The 21,191-nt window shown below is 73.0% G+C and carries 18 protein-coding genes; 3 read left to right on the top strand and 15 right to left on the bottom strand.

Features of this window, described 5'->3' with window-relative positions; all coding sequences use genetic code 11:
• Positions 1–66: 66 nt before the first annotated feature.
• On the bottom strand, positions 67–474 hold the full coding sequence (locus GPA02_RS18780; protein ID WP_162457686.1) for a WhiB family transcriptional regulator: 408 nt from the start codon (positions 472–474) through the stop codon (positions 67–69).
• 481 nt (positions 475–955) lie between these two features.
• Between GPA02_RS18780 and GPA02_RS02830 the strand changes: the two genes are divergently transcribed.
• Both GPA02_RS02830 and GPA02_RS02825 read left to right on the top strand, forming a co-directional pair.
• Positions 956–1,345: a hypothetical protein gene (locus GPA02_RS02830; RefSeq protein ID WP_156198330.1), complete on the top strand. Its 390-nt coding sequence runs from the start codon at positions 956–958 to the stop codon at positions 1,343–1,345.
• Positions 1,346–1,676: 331 nt separating this feature from the next.
• Positions 1,677–1,910, top strand: coding sequence for a hypothetical protein (locus tag GPA02_RS02825; protein WP_156198329.1), 234 nt, complete (start codon positions 1,677–1,679; stop codon positions 1,908–1,910).
• A gap of 280 nt (positions 1,911–2,190) precedes the next feature.
• Here GPA02_RS02825 and sucD read toward each other — a convergent pair whose 3' ends face one another.
• The 14 genes from sucD to GPA02_RS02755 all read right to left on the bottom strand — a co-directional run bounded on the left by sucD (position 2,191) and on the right by GPA02_RS02755 (position 17,875).
• Positions 2,191–3,084, bottom strand: coding sequence for a succinate--CoA ligase subunit alpha (sucD, locus tag GPA02_RS02820; RefSeq protein ID WP_156198328.1), 894 nt, complete (start codon positions 3,082–3,084; stop codon positions 2,191–2,193).
• 41 nt (positions 3,085–3,125) lie between these two features.
• Positions 3,126–4,304 (bottom strand): ADP-forming succinate--CoA ligase subunit beta, encoded by a 1,179-nt coding sequence (gene sucC, locus GPA02_RS02815; RefSeq protein ID WP_156198327.1) that lies wholly within the window; start codon positions 4,302–4,304, stop codon positions 3,126–3,128.
• A gap of 101 nt (positions 4,305–4,405) precedes the next feature.
• Positions 4,406–6,394, bottom strand: a complete 1,989-nt coding sequence (locus GPA02_RS02810; RefSeq protein ID WP_240133835.1) for an acyltransferase family protein — start codon at positions 6,392–6,394, stop codon at positions 4,406–4,408.
• 138 nt (positions 6,395–6,532) lie between these two features.
• Complete coding sequence (locus tag GPA02_RS02805) at positions 6,533–7,156, bottom strand: dihydrofolate reductase family protein (protein ID WP_156198326.1); 624 nt, start codon at positions 7,154–7,156, stop codon at positions 6,533–6,535.
• Complete coding sequence (locus GPA02_RS02800) at positions 7,156–7,662, bottom strand: SRPBCC family protein (protein ID WP_156198325.1); 507 nt, start codon at positions 7,660–7,662, stop codon at positions 7,156–7,158. The genes GPA02_RS02805 and GPA02_RS02800 overlap by 1 nt, the downstream gene beginning before the upstream one ends.
• Positions 7,659–8,003, bottom strand: coding sequence for an ArsR/SmtB family transcription factor (locus GPA02_RS02795; protein ID WP_156198324.1), 345 nt, complete (start codon positions 8,001–8,003; stop codon positions 7,659–7,661). Before GPA02_RS02795 ends, GPA02_RS02800 begins: the two co-directional genes overlap by 4 nt.
• Positions 8,004–8,077: 74 nt before the next feature.
• Complete coding sequence (locus GPA02_RS02790; protein ID WP_156198323.1) at positions 8,078–8,491, bottom strand: SAM-dependent methyltransferase; 414 nt, start codon at positions 8,489–8,491, stop codon at positions 8,078–8,080.
• Complete coding sequence (locus tag GPA02_RS02785; protein ID WP_156198322.1) at positions 8,488–9,027, bottom strand: dihydrofolate reductase family protein; 540 nt, start codon at positions 9,025–9,027, stop codon at positions 8,488–8,490. Before GPA02_RS02785 ends, GPA02_RS02790 begins: the two co-directional genes overlap by 4 nt.
• On the bottom strand, positions 9,024–9,974 hold the full coding sequence (locus GPA02_RS02780; protein ID WP_204986479.1) for a helix-turn-helix domain-containing protein: 951 nt from the start codon (positions 9,972–9,974) through the stop codon (positions 9,024–9,026). The genes GPA02_RS02785 and GPA02_RS02780 overlap by 4 nt, the downstream gene beginning before the upstream one ends.
• 87 nt (positions 9,975–10,061) lie before the next feature.
• Positions 10,062–12,500 carry a PfkB family carbohydrate kinase gene (locus GPA02_RS18775; RefSeq protein ID WP_162457685.1) on the bottom strand — a complete coding sequence of 813 codons (2,439 nt, stop codon included), beginning with the start codon at positions 12,498–12,500 and terminating at the stop codon, positions 10,062–10,064.
• A 25-nt stretch (positions 12,501–12,525) separates the two neighbouring features.
• Complete coding sequence (locus tag GPA02_RS02770) at positions 12,526–14,274, bottom strand: ABC transporter permease (RefSeq protein WP_156198321.1); 1,749 nt, start codon at positions 14,272–14,274, stop codon at positions 12,526–12,528.
• A complete protein-coding gene (locus GPA02_RS02765; RefSeq protein WP_156198320.1) occupies positions 14,271–15,398 on the bottom strand; it encodes an ABC transporter ATP-binding protein in 1,128 nt (375 codons plus the stop codon). The genes GPA02_RS02770 and GPA02_RS02765 overlap by 4 nt, the downstream gene beginning before the upstream one ends.
• 74 nt (positions 15,399–15,472) lie before the next feature.
• Positions 15,473–16,564 (bottom strand): ABC transporter substrate-binding protein, encoded by a 1,092-nt coding sequence (locus GPA02_RS02760; protein ID WP_156198319.1) that lies wholly within the window; start codon positions 16,562–16,564, stop codon positions 15,473–15,475.
• A gap of 84 nt (positions 16,565–16,648) precedes the next feature.
• Positions 16,649–17,875 (bottom strand): ROK family transcriptional regulator, encoded by a 1,227-nt coding sequence (locus tag GPA02_RS02755; RefSeq protein ID WP_162457684.1) that lies wholly within the window; start codon positions 17,873–17,875, stop codon positions 16,649–16,651.
• 231 nt (positions 17,876–18,106) lie between these two features.
• Between GPA02_RS02755 and GPA02_RS02750 the strand changes: the two genes are divergently transcribed.
• Positions 18,107–21,151 (top strand): PIG-L family deacetylase, encoded by a 3,045-nt coding sequence (locus GPA02_RS02750; RefSeq protein WP_162457683.1) that lies wholly within the window; start codon positions 18,107–18,109, stop codon positions 21,149–21,151.
• The last annotated feature ends 40 nt before the right edge of the window (positions 21,152–21,191 follow it).

Genomic DNA, 21,191 nt, shown 5'->3' with positions numbered 1-21,191 from the left:
TGCTGCCGCGACGGCGGCGAGCGAGATCCTCACGCCCGAGCGGGCGCCCGTCGGTGACGGCGCCGCTCAGGCTGCGACGACGGCCCTCTTGGCCGCCGCGAGACGGGCGCGGGCGTGCCGCTCGCGGACGGCGTCCGCGGTGCGCTGGCGACCCGCCGCGACCTGCTCCTGGTAGCGCTGGACCGCGGTGACGAGGTCGACGCCGGCCTCGAGGTGGCGTGCGATCCCGCGCCGCTGCGCGACGGTCGTCATGCCCCAGACGCCGTGGGTGGCGCCGATCGAGAGCGCGTGCTGGAGGCACTGCCTGACGACGGGGCAGACAGCGCAGCCCTCGAGCGCGAGCTGGCGGGCGTCGCGGTCCTCGTCGGCGTCGAACCAGATGTCGGGCCCGATCGAGGTGCAGGCCGCGTCGTGCGCCCAGTCGTCGCGGTCGGTGCGGGCTCCCTGCTGGGTGAGGTGGGAGAGGAGGTCCATGGTCGGTCCCGGGCTGTCGGCGGTGTGCGGCGGGCGGCGTCGGCCGCGGCGACGTCGCCGGCGGCTGGCGGTGGCGACGCCCGCGCCGCCGATGTCTCGACATGCGCGGCTGTCGCCACGCCGTGGACTGTACCACGTTGTATAGACGTGCAGTGATGCATACGTGTCGCGGTTCGTCGATCCGGCCGGCGCGTGCGCGACGCTGTCCGCGTGGCCTACGGCCGGAGAACCGCTGCACGCCACGCCGCAGGTGACCAGACGACCCTCACCCGCAGCTCCTCGCTGATCACACACCATCGATGGCGGCGCGCGACAACCGTCATCACATCGATCATGGCGCCAATGACCCGTGCCGAGGGTGCGGCGACCGCGTGCCACCGGGTACTGTGTAGACACACAGGTACGCCGAGGGCGGCACCTGCTCCGCCCGCCGGTCCGTCTCGGGTCGTCGGGCGCCCCAGCCCTGACGAGAGACGGCGGCATGACGAGCACACCGGCCGGGCCGCTGCCCGGAGAGGACGCGCCCCTGGCGATGCGTCCCGGCGGTGCGCCGATCACGCCGGAAGAGGCGCTCGGGGTCGCCCGCAGGGTCGCGCGGGTCGCGCGCGCTCGTGGCCGGCTCGTTCGTCTCGACGCGGTGGACGAGCTGCCTCCGGAGGACGCCACGCTCGTGCCGGCGGCGTACCGGCTGCCACCCCGGCTGCTGCACGCGGTGCGCGCCAAGGCCGAGATGGAGGGACGGTCGGTCACCGCCGTCCTCACCGAGGCGTTGCAGGCCTATGCGGACTCGCCACCGGCGGCGACCGTGCGCTACCGCGTCCCCCGCTCCGGACGGCACGCCCTGCGCGCGGTGCCCACCGATCCCAGCTGACCCACGCTCACCCCGGCCGCGCCGCCGACGCGCGCCAGGCGACCCGGCCGCGAGCCCGCGTCCCCGACGTGCCGCTCGGACGCGGAGTGCCCGCCCTCGGCACCAGTGCGCGCCCGCACGCACGAACGGTCGGACCGGGCCGACGGGGCGGCCGGCTCGGTGCCCTCCACGTGCGCGGGACCCCGCGAGGAGCTGAGGTCACGGAACGGTCACAGAACGGACTCCGCGATCTTGATCCGGTCGGACCGCTCCGCCAAGGTTCAACCATCAACGAAACTCGGCGTCCACCCGACAGGGCGTCGAGCACGGGGACGAGACCCTGGGAGCCCGTATGACCGCCATGATCGCCACGTCGCACGACCGTGCTGCCGTCGCCCCGATCGCCCCCCTGCCCCTGACCAGCCCGGCGATCGAGGAGTTCCTCCTCGAGCAGGCGCTCCTGGGCACGACCGCCGCGCACCTGCGTCTGGAGGGCCTCGGCGCCCTCGACGACTTCGAGCTCGACGAGCCCGCGCACGACATCGCCGTCGCCCTGCTGGACTCGCACTACCCGTTCGCCTCCTGAGGCGGCGACAGCCACCTCCCCACGCCCCCTGACCGCCGGTCGGCGGCGAGCCGCCGGCGGCGACGGCCGATCGGTCGTCTGCCCACAGCGGCCGCGAGCCACATCAGCGAGGACGTGCCCGCCCCGTCGCGCCACCAGCGGGCGCCGGCCCCGACCCGGTGGACGGTGAGGCAGGACCCGCGCGACGCCCGTCGACGGCGCACCGGGCGATCCCGGCCCACCGCCACCGGCCTCCGGGCGACGCCGGACGTCGCAGGAGCCGGTGGGGCGGTCGCGGGCGTCAGCCCTGCATGATCTCCCGGACGATCTGGGCGGTCTCGCTGGGGGTCTTGCCGACGCGCACGCCGACCGCCTCCAGGGCCTCCTTCTTGGCCTGCGCCGTCCCCGCGGAGCCGGAGACGATCGCGCCGGCGTGGCCCATCGTCTTCCCCTCGGGCGCGGTGAACCCGGCGACGTAGCCGACGACCGGCTTCGTCACGTACTCGGCGATGTAGGCGGCGGCACGCTCCTCGGCGTCACCACCGATCTCACCGATCATGACGATGACCTCGGTCTCGGGGTCCTGCTCGAAGGCCTCGAGCGCGTCGATGTGGGTGGTGCCGACGATCGGGTCGCCACCGATGCCGATCGCGGTGGAGAAGCCCAGGTCCTTGAGCTCGTACATCATCTGGTACGTCAGCGTGCCGGACTTCGACACCAGGCCGATCGGGCCCTTGCCGGTGATCGTGTGCGGCGTGATGCCGGCGAGCGACTCCTCCGGCGTGATGATGCCCGGGCAGTTCGGGCCGATCATCCGGGTCTTCTTGCCCTGCAGGTAGGCGAACACCTCGGCGGTGTCCTGCACCGGGACGCCCTCGGTGATGACGACGATGAGCGGCATCTCGGCGTCGATCGCCTCGATCGCGGCGTCCTTGGTGAACGCCGGGGGCACGAACAGCACCGACACGTCGGCGCCGGTCTCGGCCATCGCCTCCTTGACCGTGGCGTACACGGGCAGCGTGACGTCGTTGCCCTCGTGGTCGGGGTGCGTGACCGTGGTGCCGGCCTTGCGCGCGTTGACGCCGCCGACGATCTGGGCGCCGGAGTCGAGCATCAGTGCGGTGTGCTTGGCACCCATCCCGCCGGTGATGCCCTGGACGATGATCTTGCTGTCCTTGGTGAGGTAGATCGACATGGCTTGCGGTGCTCCGTGTTCTCTGCTCGTGCGCGCAGCGGTCAGGCGTTGGCCAGCTCGGCGGCCTTGTCGGCACCGCCGTCCATGGTCTCGGCGAGGGTGACGAGCGGGTGGTTCGCGTCGGCGAGGATCTTGCGTCCGAGCTCGACGTTGTTGCCGTCGAGCCTCACGACCAGCGGCTTGGTGGCCTCGTCGCCGAGGATCTCCAGCGCGCCGACGATGCCCTTGGCGACCTCGTCGCAGGCCGTGATGCCGCCGAAGACGTTGACGAACACGCTCTTGACCTGCGGGTCGTGAAGGATGACGTCGAGGCCGTCGGCCATCACCTGCGCGTTCGCGCCGCCGCCGATGTCGAGGAAGTTCGCCGGCTTGACGCCGCCGTGCGCCTCGCCCGCGTAGGCGACGACGTCGAGCGTGCTCATGACGAGCCCGGCGCCGTTGCCGATGATGCCGACCTCGCCGTCGAGCTTGACGTAGTTGAGACCGTGCGCCTTGGCCTTGGCCTCGAGCGGGTCGGTGGCCTGGGCGTCCTCGAGCTCGGCGTGCTCGGGGTGACGCACCTCCGAGGCGTTGTCGTCGAGCGTCACCTTGCCGTCGAGCGCGACGATCGAGCCGTCCTCGGTGCGCACCAGCGGGTTCACCTCGACCAGCGTGGCGTCCTCGGCGGTGAACACGGTCCAGAGCGTCCGGATCACGTCGGCGACCGGCTGGCGCAGCTCCTCGGCGAAGCCGGCGGTCTCGACGATCTCGCGGGCCTTCGCCTCGTCGATGCCGACGAGCGGGTCGACGGCGACGCGGGCCAGCGCCTCGGGCCGCTCGACCGCGAGCTGCTCGATCTCCATGCCGCCCTCGACGCTGCACATCGCGAGGTAGCGGCGCTCGGAGCGGTCGAGGAGGACCGAGAAGTAGTACTCCTCGGCGATCGCGGCACCCTCGGCGATCATCACGCGGTGGACGGTGTGGCCCTTGATGTCCATGCCGAGGATCTCGGTGGCCCGCTCGCGGGCCTCCTCGGCGGAGCGGGCGATCTTGACGCCGCCCGCCTTGCCGCGGCCACCGGTCTTCACCTGGGCCTTGACGACGACCACGCCGCCGTCGGCGGGGAGCAGCTCGCGGGCCGCGGCCTCCGCCTCCTCGGGGGTGGTGGCGACGATGCCGCGCAGCACGGGGACACCGTGCTTCTCGAAGACGTCACGCGCCTGGTACTCGAACAGGTCCACCGGTCTGGCCTCCGTCGTCGGCTCCGAAAAGTCACGCCGACACTACCGCGCCCCGAGCGGCCCGATGCGCGCGGGCGCCCCCTACGCCGATGTGGTCGCCGTCACCCTCGAGCGGCGTCGAGGGCCTCCGGCGGTGCGCTCGCGAGCGCCTGCGCGACGACGTCGGCGAACAGGTGCATGCCGTCCATGTCGGGGTGGACGCCGTCCGGCTGCAGCTGGTCGAGGTTCTGCGTGATCGTGCCGTACCAGTCCGCGACGACGACGTTCGGGTGCTGCGCGGCGACCGCGTCCATGGTGGCGTTCGACTCCGGGATCCAGCTCGAGGAGTGGTAGATGTTCACGAGCACGACCAGCCGGTCCGGCCCGAGCAGCTCGAGCGCCTCCTCCAGCGGGGCGGGGTCCTTGAGGCCGGCGTTGGTGCCCGCCGCGACGACGACGACGTCGCGCACCTCGTCGCGGTCGAGCGCCGCCTCGATGGCGTCGACGACGTCGGGCCACTGCCGGTTGGACTTCGCGTCGATCGCGATGCCGGGGAACCGCTCCCGCAGCCCAGGGGCCGCGACGTAGAGCATCGAGTCGCCGAAGGAGCTGATCTCCTCGCCGCTGGGCAGCGCGTCGTCGTCGGCAACCGCCTCGTCGCCGGCGCCCGCGGCGCCGTCGCCGTCCGTCTCCGCCGCGGGGTCGGCAGCGGGGTCGGCGGAGGGGCCGGCGGCGGGGCCGGACGGCGCGTCGCCCGCCTGCCCGGCCGCGTCGGGGTCGGTGCCCTCGACGGCGGCGGCCGCCTGCTCCATCTGCAGCTCGACGCTCGACTTGTCCGGCGCGACGACGAGCGCGACGGCGAACGCCGCGACCAGCAGCGTCACCACCCCGGCCGCGGCACCGGCGCGCGGGGCGACCGGCCGGCGCAGCGCCACCCGCACCCGGGCGAGCAGCACCCCGAACCCGTGCCGGCGCACGGGCTGCTCGAGGAACCGGTAGGAGGCGGCCGCCGCCAGCAGCGTCAGGGTGAGCGCGAGCGCCCGGCCCAGCCAGCTGGTCGGCGAGTCGGGCAGTGCGGGCGGCAGCACCGCGGTGACGACCAGCAGCACCGGCCAGTGCCACAGGTAGATGCCGTAGGAGCGCTCGCCGACCCAGGTGACCCACCGTGTCGAGAAGCCGCGGACCAGGGTGTCGCGCGGCCCTGGGGCGGTGGCCAGCGCCGCGAGCAGCGCCGCGGTGAGCAGCGAGGCGAGCAGGATGCCGCCGCGGTAGGCGAAGGCGCCCTCGCCGTCGAGCGTGAGCAGCAGCACCAGCAGCCCCGCGCCCGCGACGGCGGCCACCGGCACCCGCGCGCGCGCCCACCCGGGCAGGGTGCGCAGGTCCGCGTCGCCGCCGGCGAGGCTGAGCGCGAGCGCCGCGCCGATCATGAGGCCGAAGGCGTGGGTGTCGGTGCCGTAGTAGACGCGCGTCACGCCGCCGCCCGCGAGCAGCGCCATCAGCGCGGCGGACAGCGCGGCGACGCCGAGCACGACGAGCACCCGCTGCCGTGCGGTGCGGGTGACCGCCAGCAGCACAGCGAGCAGCAGCGGCCACAGCAGGTAGAACTGCTCCTCGACCGCGAGCGACCAGAAGTTGACGAACAGCTGCGGTGCGGTCTGGGTGAAGTACGAGGAACCGGCGCCGATCTCCAGCCAGTTGTTGGAGAACGTGAGCGCGCCGAGCACCTGACGGCGCACGTCGACGAGCAGGTCCTCGCCGACCACCAGGCCCAGCACGGTCGAGACGACCACGACGACGACGAGCGCCGGCAGCAGGCGCCGGGCGCGTCGGGTCCAGAAGCCCTTGAGGTCGAGCCGGCCGCGGTCGGCGAGCTCGCGCACCAGCAGCGTGGTGATGAGGAACCCGGAGACGACGAAGAACACGTCGACGCCGAGGTAGCCGCCCGGCAGCGTCTGCGGGCGGAGGTGGAAGACGAGAACGGCCGCGATCGCGAGCGCGCGCAGCCCGTCGAGCCCGAGGATGCGCCCGCGGTCCTTGCCGGGCGCCGGGCGCCTGCGGACGGCGGGACGCGGCCTCGAGCGCGACGCGCCAGCCTCCGTCACCACCGCCACGGGTGCACCTCCTGCCACCAAGGCTAGGCGCGGGGGCGCGCGCCGGTCGGCGCCGACACGCGCATCTTCCTGCCCGCTGCGGGCGCCGACGCCGGGCCGGGACCCGGCCGCGGTGCGGCACTGCCGGCGCCGGGCCGGCTAGCGCCGGTGCACGGCGTACCGCAGGTGCGTCACCCTCGTCGAGGGCTGCACGCTCGTCTGCCGCAGCACCACGCGCTCGGCGTCGACCCCGCGGAACAGCGGGACGCCCTCGCCCATGAGCACCGGGGAGAGCGCGACGTGGAGCTCGTCGACGAGGCCGGCGTCGAGCAGCTGCACGATCGTCTCCCCACCACCGGCGACCCGGACGTCGCGGTCTCCCGCGGCGGCGCGCGCCTGCGCCAGCGCGGCCTCGATCCCCTCGGTCACGAAGTGGAAGGTCGTGCCGCCGGGACGGTGCCAGGGCTCCCGCGGCTCGTGCGTGACGACGTAGACCGGCGTGTGGAAGGGCGCCTCCTCCGGCCAGGCGTGCTCGCCGGCCTCGAACATCCGCTTCCCCATCACGCTGGCTCCCGTGCGCTCGAAGGTGGCGCGTGCGATGTCGTCGTCGAGCCCCTCCTCTCCCCCAGGGCCCAGCTTGAGGTTCTCGCGCGTGAAGCGCAGCGGGAACGTCCACTGGTGCAGCGCCCGCCACTTCCGCCCCATCAGCTCCTCGGGCGAGCTGGGGGCGATGTAGCCGTCCAGCGACATCGAGACGCTGACGAACACCGTGCCGCCGGCCATCAGCGCACCTCCGCCTGCGTCGCGAGCCCGAGGACGTCCGCCGCGAGCCGCGCGAGCGTCTGCCGGGCACCCTCGATCGCGCCGAACCGCAGCACGGCCTCGTCGCGCTGCTCCTTGGTCCGGAACACGGTGCGCAGCCGCAGCCGTGTGGCGGCGCCGTCGTCGTCGAACGTGAAGGTCGACGTGAACGCGTTCGGGTCCCCGGGCCGTTCGCCGTGCACCAGCGCGATCCGGCTGGGCGGCTCGATCGCGGTCCAGGAGATCCACTCCGGGTAGGTCGTCCCGTCGGGGCCGTGCATGACGAAGTGCCACTCGCCGCCGACCGCGAACTCGAACGCGCTCGTCGTCGTCGAGAAGCCCTTCGGGCCCCACCACCGCGCCAGGTGCCGGACCTGGGTGAACGCCTCGAAGACCCGCTCGCGCGGCGCCTCGATCACCCTCTCGACGACGATCGTGCGCTCCTCCTCCGGTGCCGCCGTCAGGGTGTGGTCCGTCCCGTTCGTCACTGGGCCTCCTCGTCGTCGTGCAGCAGCCGCTGCACGTAGGTCTCCAACCGGTCGAAGCTCTCCGACCAGTACTGCTCGAAGCCGCCGGCCCACTCGTGGATGGCGCGCAGCCCGCGCGCGTCCAGCGCGTAGAGCCGCTGCTTGCCGGCACGTCGGTCGCGCACGAGGCCGACCTCGCGCAGCACCTTGAGGTGCTTGGAGGTGCCCGGCTGGGTCATGCCGAGCCGCTCCGCGACGGCGGTCGCGGGCAGCTCACCGTCCCGCAGCAGCTCCAGGATGTCCCGCCGCCGCTCCTCCGCCACCGCGTTGAAGACGTCGGAGGTCGTCGCTGCTCGTGCCATGCGAGCAACATATACCCATATGGGAAAGTGACGCAAGCGGCTGTCGTCCGGACCCCGCGCGCGACGGCGCCGCGTCAGCAGGCGGCGGGGCGGACCAGGTGCGTGACGTCGGCCAGCACGCCGTCCCGCTCGACGAAGGCGCGCCCGTCGGGGGCGAGCACCGCGCCGACCCTGACCAGGGCCGCCTCGTCCGGGTGCCTGCCGTCGAGCACGCCGACGCGGACGGCGACCACGACGTCGAACGGAGCCTCGCCGTCGGCGAGCGCGAGGTCCTCGAGCGCGACCAGCCGGTGGTCGACGCCGCCACCCTGGCGGACCGCGACCGCGTGGGCGCGCGGCGAGCGGTCGACGGCGACGACCTCGCAGCCGCGGCGCACGAGCTCGCGGGCGAGCGCACCGGTGCCGCTGCCGATCTCGAGCACGCGCAGACCGGGGCGCAGCGGCAGCGCGTCGGCGACCGCGCGCAGCCGTGGCGAGAGCCCGGTCATCGCGAGCCCAGCGGCCCCACGACGTCGAAGGACGCGACGACGAAGTCGCCGTTGCGGTCGGCGCTCGTCAGGCGCAGGTCGAACGCACCGCCCATGAGCGGGCGGCCGGACCCGAGGGTGACCGGCGCGATCGACACGATCACCTGGTCGAGCATCCCGGCGGCGGCGAACGCGGCGGCCAGGTCGCCGCCGCCCATCATCCACACGTCCTTGTCGCCGGCGGCGGCCTCGATCGCGGCGCGGTGCGCGGCGGGCTCGCCCTGGATCATCGTGACCGTGTCGGTCACGGGTGCCAGGTCGCGGTGGGTGAAGACGAACGTCGGCTGCGTGTAGGTCCACGCGCCCTTCTCGTGCTCGAGGATCCACTCGTACGTCGTGGCGCCCATGACGATGGCGCCGATCTCCTCCATGAAGGCGTCGATGCTCCCGGGCCCGTCCTCGACGAAGTCCTGCTTGAAGAGCCAGGCGAGCGAGTCGGCGTCGTCGGCGAGGAAGCCGTCGAGCGTCGTGGCGGTGTTGTAGCGGTAGCGGGTCATGGCTCTCCTCCCCCGGCACGTCGGTGCCAGGTGATCGGGTCGGGGTCGAGGCTGGGGTCGGCGACGTCGACGCCTGCCTGCCGCAGCATCCAGCGCGCGAGCTGGCGGCGGTGCGCCGAGAACGTGAGCGTGTGCGCGAGGATCTGCGAGAGCAGGAACGACTCGGGCGGGTCGCAGATCGCGTCGACGACGCGGTCGCCCCACGCGCCGCGCCGGTCGATGTCACGGTAGGTCGCGAGCCACCGCGCGGCGACGTCCGCGTGCCGCGCGCGCAGCGACGCGGGGTCGTGCGGCGGCCCGAGGTCGGGCTCGTCGGCACCCTCGATGCTCGCCAGCCACGGCAGCTTGTCGAGCGCGAGGTGCACGAGCACGTCGAGGAGCGTGGTCTCGGGCCCGGACCAGCTGAGGACCTCGTGCCCGGGAGCCCGCTCGCGACGCAGCTCCTCGTCGCTCACCTCCTCGGCGGCGGCGAGCAGCGCGTCGATGTCGGCCAGGTCGTGCCGCACCATCAGCGCCACGACCTCGCCCGCAGGGTGCTCGGCGGGCTCGCCGGCGTCGACGTAGAGCACGGTCGGCGAGTGGAAGTGGATCCCGTTCGGCGCCGGCAGCCAGTGCCCCCGCTCGCCGCGCGACGGCGTCGCGCTGGGTGCGTAGCCGAAGGCGCGGGCGTACGCGCGCGCGAACCCGTCGACCGACTCGTACCCGGCCTCGAGCGCGACCTCGGTCACCGACGCACCGCGCTGCAGCTTCCAGGCGGCACGCTCCAGCAGCACCCGGCGTCGCAGCGCGACCGGCGGCTCCCCGGTCGCCCGCCGCACCTGCCGGGTGAAGTGGAACGGCGAGCTGTACGCGGCCGCCGCCATGCGCTCGAGCCGCGCCCCGCCGTCGTCCTCGGCGAGGACGGCGTCGAGGAGGTCGCGGATGCGGTCACGGCCGGGCTCGGTCACGCCTCGAGTATGGAGCGGAGGGTCCCCGCCGCGCCCGACCGATCTTGCTCTCCTGCCGACGCCGCTCGCCGCGCACGAGCGCGGCGCTCAGCGCAGCGAGAACAGCAGCGCCTCGCGCCCCTCGGGCTCGGTCGCCACCAGCGAGGTCGCCAGCCCGACGGCGAAGCGTGCGGCGTCGTCGAGGCCGGAACCGCGCAGCAGCGCTCGCAGGAACGCGGCGTTGAAGGCGTCACCCGCGCCGGTCGTGTCGACCGGCTCCACCGAGCGGGTGGCGAACCGGCGCACACCCGTGCGGTCGGCGACGAGCGCGCCGTCCGCGCCCAGCTTGGCGACGACGGTGGTGCCGGTCGCGGCGAGACGCGCGGCCGCCGTCTCCACGTCGCCGGCCCCGGTGAGCCCGAGCAGCTCGTCCTCGTTCGGCAGGAACAGGTCGACGTGCGCGAGCACCTCGGAGAGCAGGCCGGTCCGTGCGGCCTCGGTCCATCCGCCGTCGGGGTGACCGGTGTCGAGCGCGGTGCGGGCGCCCGCGGCGCGCGCACGGTCCAGGAGCAGCGCCAGACCCGGCCCCTGCAGGGACGGCAGCAGGAAGTAGCCGCTGCACAGCACGATGCGCGCGTCGAGCGCGTCGTCGGTGACGTCCTCGGGCCGCAGCGCCGCCATCGCACCGAGGGAGGACAGGAACGAGCGGTCGCGGCCACGTGCCTCGGCCACGACGGTCAGGCCGGACCGCTCCCCCTCGGCCACCCGGAGGTCGGGCTCGAGGAGCTCGTGCTCGAGCAGGTCGCGCAGCACGGTCGTGCCGGGGTCGTCGCCCACGCGGGACACCAGGCGGGTCGGGACGCCGAGCTGGGCCGCGCGCACCGCGGCGATCGCCGCCGACCCGCCCAGCCGCACCTCGATGTCGGGAACGATGCGCTCGGTACCCGGCTCGGGCACCTCGGTGGCCTCGTGCACGATCACGTCGAGGTTGGTGTTGCCGACGACGGTCAGCGTGGCCGCGGTGGGCCGGGAGCCGGCGCCCGTGAGCCGCAGCAGCCGCTCGCGCGCACGGTCGATGTGGCGCCTGCGGGCCGCGAACTCGCCGGCCAGCGCACGGGCACGAGCCTCGGCGACGTCGAGGGCCGCGTGGACGGCCGCACGCCCCGGGCTGCCCGGCTGGGTGCGGTCGAGGACGCGGGACGGCTCCCGCCCCGAGCTCATGACCACGTCGACGAGTGCCTCGTCGGCCAGGCCGGCGTCGGCGAGCGCCGCGGCGACCTGCGCCGGCGTCCAGGTCAGCGGGTCGCCCGCCCGAAACAGCGTGCCGACGACGTCGTGCGCCGCACGCCACGGGACCTCGTGACGCGCGAGCGCCTCGGCCACCGCCGTCGTGGTCGCACCGCTGCGCACGATGTCGGCCTCGCTGGGCAGCTGCTCGACCTCGAGCTCACCGATCACGCCGTCGTACAGGCGCAGCAGCCGCTCCACGCGGTCGGTCGACGCCCACAGCTGCTTCTGGACGTCGGTGGTGGCGTTGTTGGAGTCCTCGTACCAGCCGGCCGCGATCGTCGTGTAGACGGCCATCATGTCCGCGTTGGTGGCGCCCGCCATCGAGACCATGTGCTCGAGCACGACCGGGTTCTGCTTCTGCGGCATGATCGAGGAGCCCTGCGAGAAGGAGGCGGGCGTGCGCACCCACCGCAGGTTCATCCACTCCTGCAGCACACGGGCGAAGCGGGCCGCGGTCGCTGTCACGCGACCGTGCAGGGCCGCCAGCCGCATGAAGTGCTCGGCACCGGCGACGGCCTCGTAGGAGGCCGTGAAGGTCGAGCGGAAGCCCAGCAGGTCCGCGACCCGCTGCGCGTCGACCGGCACGTCCGTGCCCGTGAAGGCCGCCGACCCCAGCGGCGAGACGTTCATCTCGTCGTAGATGCCGACGAGGTCCTGCGCCTGCGACAGCAGCGCCTCGGCCAGCCCGGACAGCACGTGCCCGATCGTGGTCGGCTGCGCGGGACGACGGTGGGTGTGCCCGATGATCAGCGCGCCGTCGAGCACGCGCGCCTGCGCGACGACGTCGGAGGCGGTCTGCAGCAGCAGGTCCGCCACGTCGAGGATGCCCCGGCGCAGGATCATCCGGAACACACCGGCGTCGAGGTCGTTGCGGCTCCGGGCGAGCTGCACGTCGAGCTCGGCGGTCTCGATGCCGCAGGCTCGCGCGAGCTGCTGCTCGAGGTAGTAGTACGGGTCCTCGACGCTCCCGTCGAAGGGGTAGGACGCCACGCGCGGACGCCACGAAGTGCGACCGGGCTCGGGACCGAGCTCCCCCCAGAGCACGTGCAGACCGGCGAGCAGCCGGTCGGCGCGCTGCGCGGGCAGGGCCCCGGTCTCGCGCAGCATCAGCACGTGCGCGAGCGAGGCCTCGACCATCGCGGGGAGGTCGTGCGGCGCCGACTCCTGGAACGCCACCCGCAGGTGGTTGTCCCAGTAGATCGACAGGTCCTCGCGGGTGCGCAGCGGGACGCGCCCCTGGCTCGGGTTCGAGGTCACGGCGGGGGAGATCCTTCCGGGGTCGTCAGACGGTGACGGGCTGCGTGGGCACGGCCGTCACCGCCGGGGGCGAGGCCGACGACCTCCGGCGCCGCCAGCGGGGGTTCTCGAGCAGCTCGGAGATGATCAGCACCACCAGGATGGCGAGCATCTGCAGCGAGCCGTAGGCGAACGCCGAACCCAGCTCGTTCGCGTACTGACGGTTGTAGATCTCGACCGACAGCGGCGCGAACCGCGCGGGGTAGACCACGACCGAGGCGACGTACTCGCCGAAGCCCTGCACGAACGCCATCAGCGCACCCGCCAGGACGCCGCGCGTCATGAGCGGCAGCGTGACGGTACGCAACGTGCGCCACGGGCCGGCACCGAGGTTCTGCGCGGCCTCCTCGACCGAGGGGTCGATCTGCGCGAGCGACGCCGCCGCGTTGCGGAACACCAGCGGCACGAACCGGATGAAGTACGCCAGCGGCAGGATCCACAGCGACCCGATGAACACCTGGCCCAGGTTGAACGGCGTCGGCGCGGCGAACGCGGTCACGATGTTGATGCCGACCACGGTGCCGGGCAGCGCCCACGGCAGCATGATCATGACGTCGAGCACGCCCGCGCCGCGGCCCTTCCAGCGTGCGACCACCCACGCGGTGAGGACGCCGACGACGATCGACGCCAGCATCGCCAGGCCGGACATCTGGCTGGACACCAGCAGCGGGCGCAGGCTGCGCGGGTCGGTGAAGATGGTCGTGAAGTTCTCGAGCGTGTACTCCGGCGGCAGGATCTGGACCGTCCAGGTGCCGTCGACGGTGAACGACAGCAGCAGGATGGTCGCGACCGGCGCGACGAGCACGACGACCAGCAGCGCCGAGCCGACCGCCGCGAGAGTGCGCGGCAGCGCGCCGTGGACGACCTTCAGCGCCTGCGGCGTCCCCTTGGAGGCGCTGCGCGTCGAGCGGCGGTTCTGGTACCAGCGCATGAGCAGCAGGAACAGGATCGAGACCAGCGACAGCACGGTCGACTGCGCGGCCGCGAGCTCGTAGCTGCCCGACGTCTTGGACGCCACGATCCGCATCGTCAGGGTGTTGACGTTGTAGAACTGCGGCGCCGTGAAGGACGCCATCGAGACCATGAAGGTCAGCAGCGCGCCGGAGACGAGCGCCGGCGTCAGCATCGGCAGCAGCACGGTGCGCCACATCGTCGCGCGCGACGCGCCGAGGTTCATCGCGGCCTCCTCGAGGGAGGCGTCGGAGCCCGCCAGCCCGGCGGAGACCGAGAGGTAGAAGTACGGGTACATCGTCATGGTGTGCACGAGCAGCACACCCCAGACGCCGTCGGCGGCCACCGAGCCGGCGGCGATGCCCAGCGTCTCCTGGACCAGCCTCGGCACGATGCCGGACGCCCCGTAGAGGTAGTAGAACGTCATCGCCCCGATGAGCGGCGGCAGCGCCATCGGGAGCAGCGCGAACACGCGCAGGGCCGCCCTGCCGGGGAACTCGAACCGCGTGAGCAGCACGGCCAGCGCGCCGCCGACCAGGCCCGCGGTCAGCACCGACGCGACCGAGATGCCCACCGAGAGGACGAGGGCGCGGCCCGAGGAGCCCGACGTGAAGTCGGCGTACGCGGCGCCGTCGTCCCCCGTCGAGGTCACGAACGTCGCGATCATCGGGAAGACGATGTAGACGAGAAGGATCCCGACCAGCGGCAGCGCCAGCACGTAGACGAAGCGGTCGGCCGCGGTCAGCCCCGAGCGGCGTCGCAGCCGCGAGGGCAGCGCGGTCATCGCGCCACCATCCAGATGCGCGCCGGGTCGGGGCGCAGCGCGACGACATCGCCCGTCCGGGGCAGGTCGTCGGTGTCCGGGATCGTGATGAGGATGCGACGGTCGGCCTGCCCCGCCGCCTCGTCGTCCGCGCCGTCCAGCAGGTCGAGCCCCAGCATGCAGCTGGAGCCGGTGAACTCGACCATGGCGAGGCGCGCGTGGATCGTGCCCTCCGCCCGGTCCGCGGCCGCGGGCGCGGGGCCCAGCAGCTCGACGGCCTCCGAGCGGACCGACAGCGCGATCTCGTCGCCGACCGCGACGTCGCCCGCTCCGCCGTCGACGGCGACGGGGGTGTGCAGGAGCGAGCCGTCGGTCAGCCTGACCGCCGCGGTGCCGCCGTCTCGGCCCTCGACGACGCCCGGCAGCACGTTGGAGCGTCCGATGAACCGCGCGACGAACGCCGTCGCCGGCCGCCGGTACACCTCGCGCGGCTCGCCCAGCTGGTGCAGCACACCGCCGTTCATGACCGCGATGCGGTCCGACATCGCCATCGCCTCGGCCTGGTCGTGCGTGACGTAGATGCTCGTGGTGCCGGCCTTGCGCTGGATCTCGCGGATCTGGCTGCGGGTCTCGTCGCGCAGCTTGGCGTCCAGGTTGGACAGCGGCTCGTCGAGGAGGAGCACCGAGGGCTGCACCACGAGGGCGCGGGCGAGGGCCACGCGCTGCTGCTGCCCGCCGGAGAGCTGGTCGATGCGTCGTTCGCCGTAGCCCGCCAGGCCGACGACGGCGAGCGCCTCGTCGACGCGCGTCCGTCGCTCGGCGGTGGCGACCTTGCGCATCCGCAGCCCGTACCCGACGTTCTCCGCGACGTCCATGTGCGGGAAGAGCGCGTAGCTCTGGAAGACCATGCCGGTGTCGCGCTTGTACGGCGGCGCGCTGGTCACGTCCCGCTCGCCGAAGCGGATCGTGCCCGACGTCGGTGCGACGAACCCGGCCACCATCCGCAGGGTCGTCGACTTCCCGCAGCCGGAGGGACCCAGCAGCGTGAAGAACTCTCCGTCCTCGATGGTGAGAGAGAGGTCGTCGACCGAGGGTGCGGCCGCACCGTAGGTCTTGGTGACGTGGCTGAGCTCGACGGACGTCATGACGCTCCTGGGGTCGCGGGGGCGAGGGGTGGGTCGACGCGTGCCGGCCCACCCCTCGCGCACCGACGGCTGGATCAGCCCTTGTCCTTGATGTTCGAGGCCCAGTAGCCGATCCACTCGGCCTCGTTCTCGGCGATGCGGTCCCAGTCCACCTCGAGCTCGGTGAGCTCCAGGTCGGCCAGCCACTGCGGCTCGGAGCCCAGCTCGATGGTGGGGATCTGGAAGCGCTCCTCGGCGAGCTTGCCCTGCACCTCCTCGCTCATGAGGAAGGAGATGAACAGGTCGGCACCGTCCGAGCCGGGCCCGCCGGCGATCTTCGCGAGACCGTCGATGAGCATCGGCGCGCCCGAGGCCGGCACCTTGGGGGCGAGCATCGGGAAGTCGCCGGTGTTCTGCAGCATGATGTCCTGCAGGTTCCACAGCGACACCGCGGCCTCCTGGCGGCTGATCCGCTGGTAGAGGTCGGTCGGGTTCGCCGCGTACACCTTGGTGTTGGCGTCGAGCTTGAGCAGCCACTCGTAGCCGGGCTCGGGCGAGCTCGCGTCGGCGTGGTCGATCATCGCGCAGTAGATCGAGCGCATCGTGCCGGAGGCCTCGACGTCGCGGATCGCGATCTGGTTCTTCATCTCGGGCGCGAGCAGGTCGTCCCAGTCGGCGGGCGCCTCGTCGATCGACATCATGTCGGTGTTCACCATGAACAGCTCGGCGAGCTTCATCTCGCCGATCCACAGGCCGTCGGCGTCGCGGTACTGGGGTGCCACCGCGTCGATGACCTCCTGCGGGGCCGGGGCGAGCACGCCGTCCGCCGCGCCCTGCGAGAGCTGCTGACGGGTGCCGCCCCACCAGATGTCACCCTGCGGGTTGGCCTTCTCGGCGCGGACGCGCTCCAGCGCCTCCTGCGCGCCGAGGGTCAGGATCGTGGCCATGCCGGCCCACTCGGGGTACGCGGCCTCGAAGTCGGCCACGACCTGCTCGGCGAGCTCCTTGTCGCGCGCGGTGTAGATCGTGAACGGCACGGGGGTCGCACCGCCGCCCTGCTCGCCACCGTCGGAGGCGCTGGGGGCGGACGACGAGCCGCCGGAGCCGGAGTCGAGGCCGCAGGCGGTGAGCGCCGCGACCGACCCGGCGACGACGCCGGCGGTCAAGAACGAACGACGAGAGATCATGCGTGTTCCTTTCAAGGGGGGGGTGAGGAGGACCGCCGGGACCGACGGGCCGCAACGATGCGTGGTGCGTGTGGGGAGGGCAGGTCAGCCGACGGGGGCCGGGTCCGCGGCGGCGGACCGCTCGGGTTCCTCGGGTTCCTCTGGCTCCGGCTGCTCGCGCAGGTCGAGGACGAGCCGGGGCCGGGCCTCGAGCCGGGCGATCGCGCCGTGTGCGATCGCCTCCTCGCCGAGCTCGGCGAACCGCACCTGCACGGGGGCGGGGACGGCCTCGACGACGCGACGCTCGAGGTCGGCACGCGCCCAGTCCGGCAGGTGCACCGCCTCGCCGGCGAACACCACCGCGGCCGGGTCGAGCAGGCAGGCGGTGACGACCGCGGCGTAGGACCAGGCCTCGACCGCGCCGTCGACGAGCTCGCGCGCACGCGGGTCGGGGCTCGCGCCCAGCGCCGCGAGGACGCTCCGGTCGCCGGGCTCGATCCCGATCTCCTCGGCCTGCCCCGTGAGCGCAGCGGCCGACCACCGCGCCTCCAGCGGGCCGACGGCGCGGTCGGCCAGCGGGCGCACGCGCTCCCAGGGCAGGAACCCGATCTCACCGGCGGACTGCGAGGCACCGCGGTGCACGACGCCGCCGAGCACGAGCGCGGCACCGATGCCGTCGCCGACGTAGATCAGCGCGACGTCCTGCACGTCGCGCGCCGCACCAGCGATCGTCTCCCCCAGCGCGAGCAGGTTGACGTCGTTGTCGATGATGACCGGGAGCCCCGTCGCCGCGCGCAGCTCGTCGGCAAGGCTGACCGGCAACGGCGCGCCGAACGCCGGCGCCAGGGTGACGACCCCCTCGGCCGAGACCACACCGGGCATCGACACGACCACGCAGACGGACGGGCGCTCCGCCACCTGGTGCAGCGTCTCGATCGCCTGCACGAGGCTCGCGGTCGGGTCGTCGTGGTCGAGGCCGCGGCGGATGTGGACGTGGACGGTGCCGTCCATCCCGATCTGGCTGACGTGGAGATGGGTCGTCCCGATCGTCACGAGCGTGAGGACCACGGCCCCGCGGTCGAACTGCAGCAGGGTCTGGCGGCGGCCACCGGTCGACTTGAGCTGGCCGACCTCGCTGACGTAGCCCTCCGCCATCAGCTCTCTGATCGTGGCGGTCATCGACGACGGCGAGTAGCCGGTCACGCGCGAGAGCTCGGTGCGCGACATCGCGCCGCGACTGAGCAGCGCGCCGACGGCGCTCTCGAGCCGCGCTGCGCGCATGGCAGCGCTCGAGGTGGGCGCGTCGCGCGGTGTCGTGGGGTCGGGCGTCATCGGTGACACGGTTTCTTTATAGATTGCAGGAACCTCCCAGCGCAACCCGTGCCCACGGTGTGGTCGAAGTAAGTGCCCATCGCTTCAGCCTGCTGAAACGCTCAGAGCCGGAGAGCGCTTGCCGCGCTTGAGGGGTGGACATTGCTTGACGTCGCCGCTTTTTTCTCGGTATGAAGTATGGCGTCCGTCACACCGAAGTGGCGCGCCCTACCGAAAGGAAACCGTCCTCACATGGGACAGACACCCTCATCCACCTGCGCCGGGATGTCCCGACGCACCGTCCTCAAGGCGGGCGGGACGCTGGGTCTCGCCGCGGCTATGAGCACGTTCGACTGGTCCGGCCTGACGCCTGCCGAGCAGGCACTGGCCGCACCCGGCGGTGCCAAGAAGCTCAACGTGCTGTTCATCGGCGCGCACCCGGACGACGAGGCGAGCACGCTCGGCACCCTCGGTCAGTGGAACGAGTTCCACGGCATGGAGGCCGGCGTCATCACGATCACGCGCGGTGAGGGTGGCGGCAACGCCGTCGGCCTCGAGGAGGGCCCGCCGCTGGGTCTGCTGCGCGAGGCCGAGGAGCGCATCGCCGTCGGCTTCGCGGGCATCGAGAACGTCTTCAACCTCGACGCCCCCGACTTCTGGTACACCGCGAGCGCCCCGCTGTCGGCGCAGATCTGGGGCGGCGAGGCCGTCCTGAACCGCATCGTTCGGGTGGTCCGCGCGACGCGGCCCGACGTCATCGTCACGATGAACCCCTCGGCGACCGAGGGCAACCACGGCAACCACCAGCAGGCGGCGATGTTCGCCGTCGAGGCGTACTTCGCGGCCGGTGACCCGAACCGCTTCCCCGAGCACGCCGCCGAGGGCTTCGAGCCCTGGCAGCCCCGGCGCATCCTGCGCGCCGGTGCGACCGGCTCGGGTGCGTCCGGCCCGGGCGGCGTGGCCGCCGGCTACACCCCGCGGGTCGCCTCCGACGTCGTCTTCGGCTGCTGGAACGGCACCTACAGCGAGAAGAACGGCAAGCTCTGGTCCCAGCTGCTCGACCAGGCCCGCTGGGCCTACGTCACCCAGGGCTGGGCCGACCGGGCGCCGACCACCACGGACCCGGAGCGCATCTCCAACTCCTGGTACACCGTCATCCACTCGCGGTCTCCGCTCGTCGACCCCACCAGCGGTGGCGAGGCGGCCCTGCGCGGCGCCGCGCTGCCGATCAGCGGCGGGCTGCCGCTGGGCACCCTCATCGAGGTGCGCCCCGAGCGGTTCGAGGTCGTGGCGGGTCAGCGCCTCGAGGTCGCCGTCACCGTGACCGCAGCCGGCAAGAAGCTGCCGGCCGGCTTCCTGACGCTCAGCGCACCGGACGGCTGGCGCGTGCCGGGCCGCGCCAAGGTGCCCGCGCTCAAGGAGGGTCGCTCCCACACGGTGACCCTGGAGGTCACCGCGCCCGCCGACGCCACCCCCGGCACCCAGCTGCGCCTCGAGGCGACGCTGACCGCGGCCAACGGCAGCGGCACGACCTTCGCGCCGCTGCGGGTCGCCGGAGCGGTCGAGGCGACGATCACGCCGCTGGAGGAGATCCAGTCGTTCCGCTCCTGGACCAAGGGGCTGAACATGAAGCACCTCGACGTGCTCCTCCCCGAGCTGTTCCCGCTCGGGCAGGGCCGCACCCGCACGCTGGACATCGTCGTGGAGAACTTCTCGAGCACGACGCAGTCCGGTTCGGTCTCGCTCACGCTCCCGGCCGGCTTCGAGGCGTCACCGGCGTCGGTGCCCTACTCCGGGCTCGCCGCGGGCGCGACGACGACCGTCAGCTTCGAGGTCACCAACACCGACACCACGCTGCCCACCGCCAACCGCGGTCCCAACGGCGGCAGCTGGCCCGTCTCGGTGGTGGCCACGAGCAGCGGCGGCACGGCGACCCGCGAGGTCGTCATGAACCTGGTGCCGAGCTACGAGGTGCAGCGCGCCGCGACCACCCCGGTGATCGACGGCGTCCGTGACCCCCAGGAGTACCCGGGCGACCCGATCCCGGCGAGCACGATCTGGGACGGGAGCCCCGCGGGTGGCACGAGCGACAGCATCTCGTGCGACGCGTGGATCACCCACGACGACGAGAACTTCTACCTGTTCATCTCCGTCCAGGACGACATCCGCGGCACGATCCTGCCGGTCGAGGACAACAAGCGGCAGCGTCGTACCGACTCGGTGGAGATCTACTTCGACCCGCGTGGCGACGCCCCGCACACGGGCTACACGTTCATCGGCGGGATCATGCCGTCGATGGACTCGATGACCGGTGCGCCCGGCGTCGGCCGAGACCGCGACAACTGGCAGGGCGAGGCTCACATCACCGCGCCCGGCATGGAGGTCGCGGTCGTGATGGCGGACAACGAGGCCGACTACACCGGCTACGACATGGAGGTGAAGATCCCGTTCGACGTGCTGCCGGACAACATCGACCCTCAGCACGTCGGGTTCAACGTGGTCGTCAACGACTCCGACACCCAGAACAAGGCCGCGCAGCGGCGCGTCGGGTGGTCGACCTTCCCGGGCATGCGTGCCGACCCGTGGCGCTGGGGCATCCTCACCGTGCCCGGTGTGCCGGACCTCGGCTCGCAGCGCAAGGAGCCGATCATCCCCGACACCGCAGCCCGATCGGTCGAGTCGCCGCAGTCGATCCTGCAGTCGGCGACCGACCTGGTGCCGCTCGGCGGGTTCGCGCCCACGGCGAAGCCGCTGGCCCTGCGGTCCGCGGTCGCCAGCGGCGACACGATCACCGTCAAGGTCGACGCCCCGCAGTCGGGGACGGTTCGCGCCTACGTCTGGGACGGCACCGAGATCCTCGGGTCGTCGCAGCAGCAGGTCGGCTCGGGTGCCGCGACGCTCACGGTCACCGCGCCGGGCGCGGCTGCCGGGGCGACCGTGGCGGTCTCCTTCGAGACCTCCACGGGTGCCGTCTCGGCTGCGGCCACGGCGCTCACGACGGGATCGGGCGCCGGCGGCGTCAGCATCGTCAGCCCGGCGCAGGACCAGCAGGTCTCGGTGCCGGTGTCTGTGTCGGTCGCCTTCGACGACGCGATCGCCGCGGGCTCGTTCACGGCGACGCTCAACGGGCGCGACGTGACGAAGCGGTTCACCGTGACGAGCTCGGGCGCGACCGCCTCGCTCAAGCCCGGTGACGGCGTGCGTCCGGGTGGCAACCGCAACGAGCTCGAGATCCGGGCGACGACGGCCGGCACGCAGACGAGCGTGACCGACCGCCGGGCGTTCTACGCCCGATGAGAGACGGGGCGGGGGCGCCTCCGGGCGCCCCCGCCTCCCT

Origin of the sequence: Actinotalea caeni (genome assembly GCF_009733795.1) — a bacterium.
Lineage (GTDB): Bacteria > Actinomycetota > Actinomycetes > Actinomycetales > Beutenbergiaceae > Pseudactinotalea > Pseudactinotalea caeni.
Note: the sequence above shows the minus strand (reverse complement) of the source record. Positions and strands in the feature narration are given on the sequence as shown.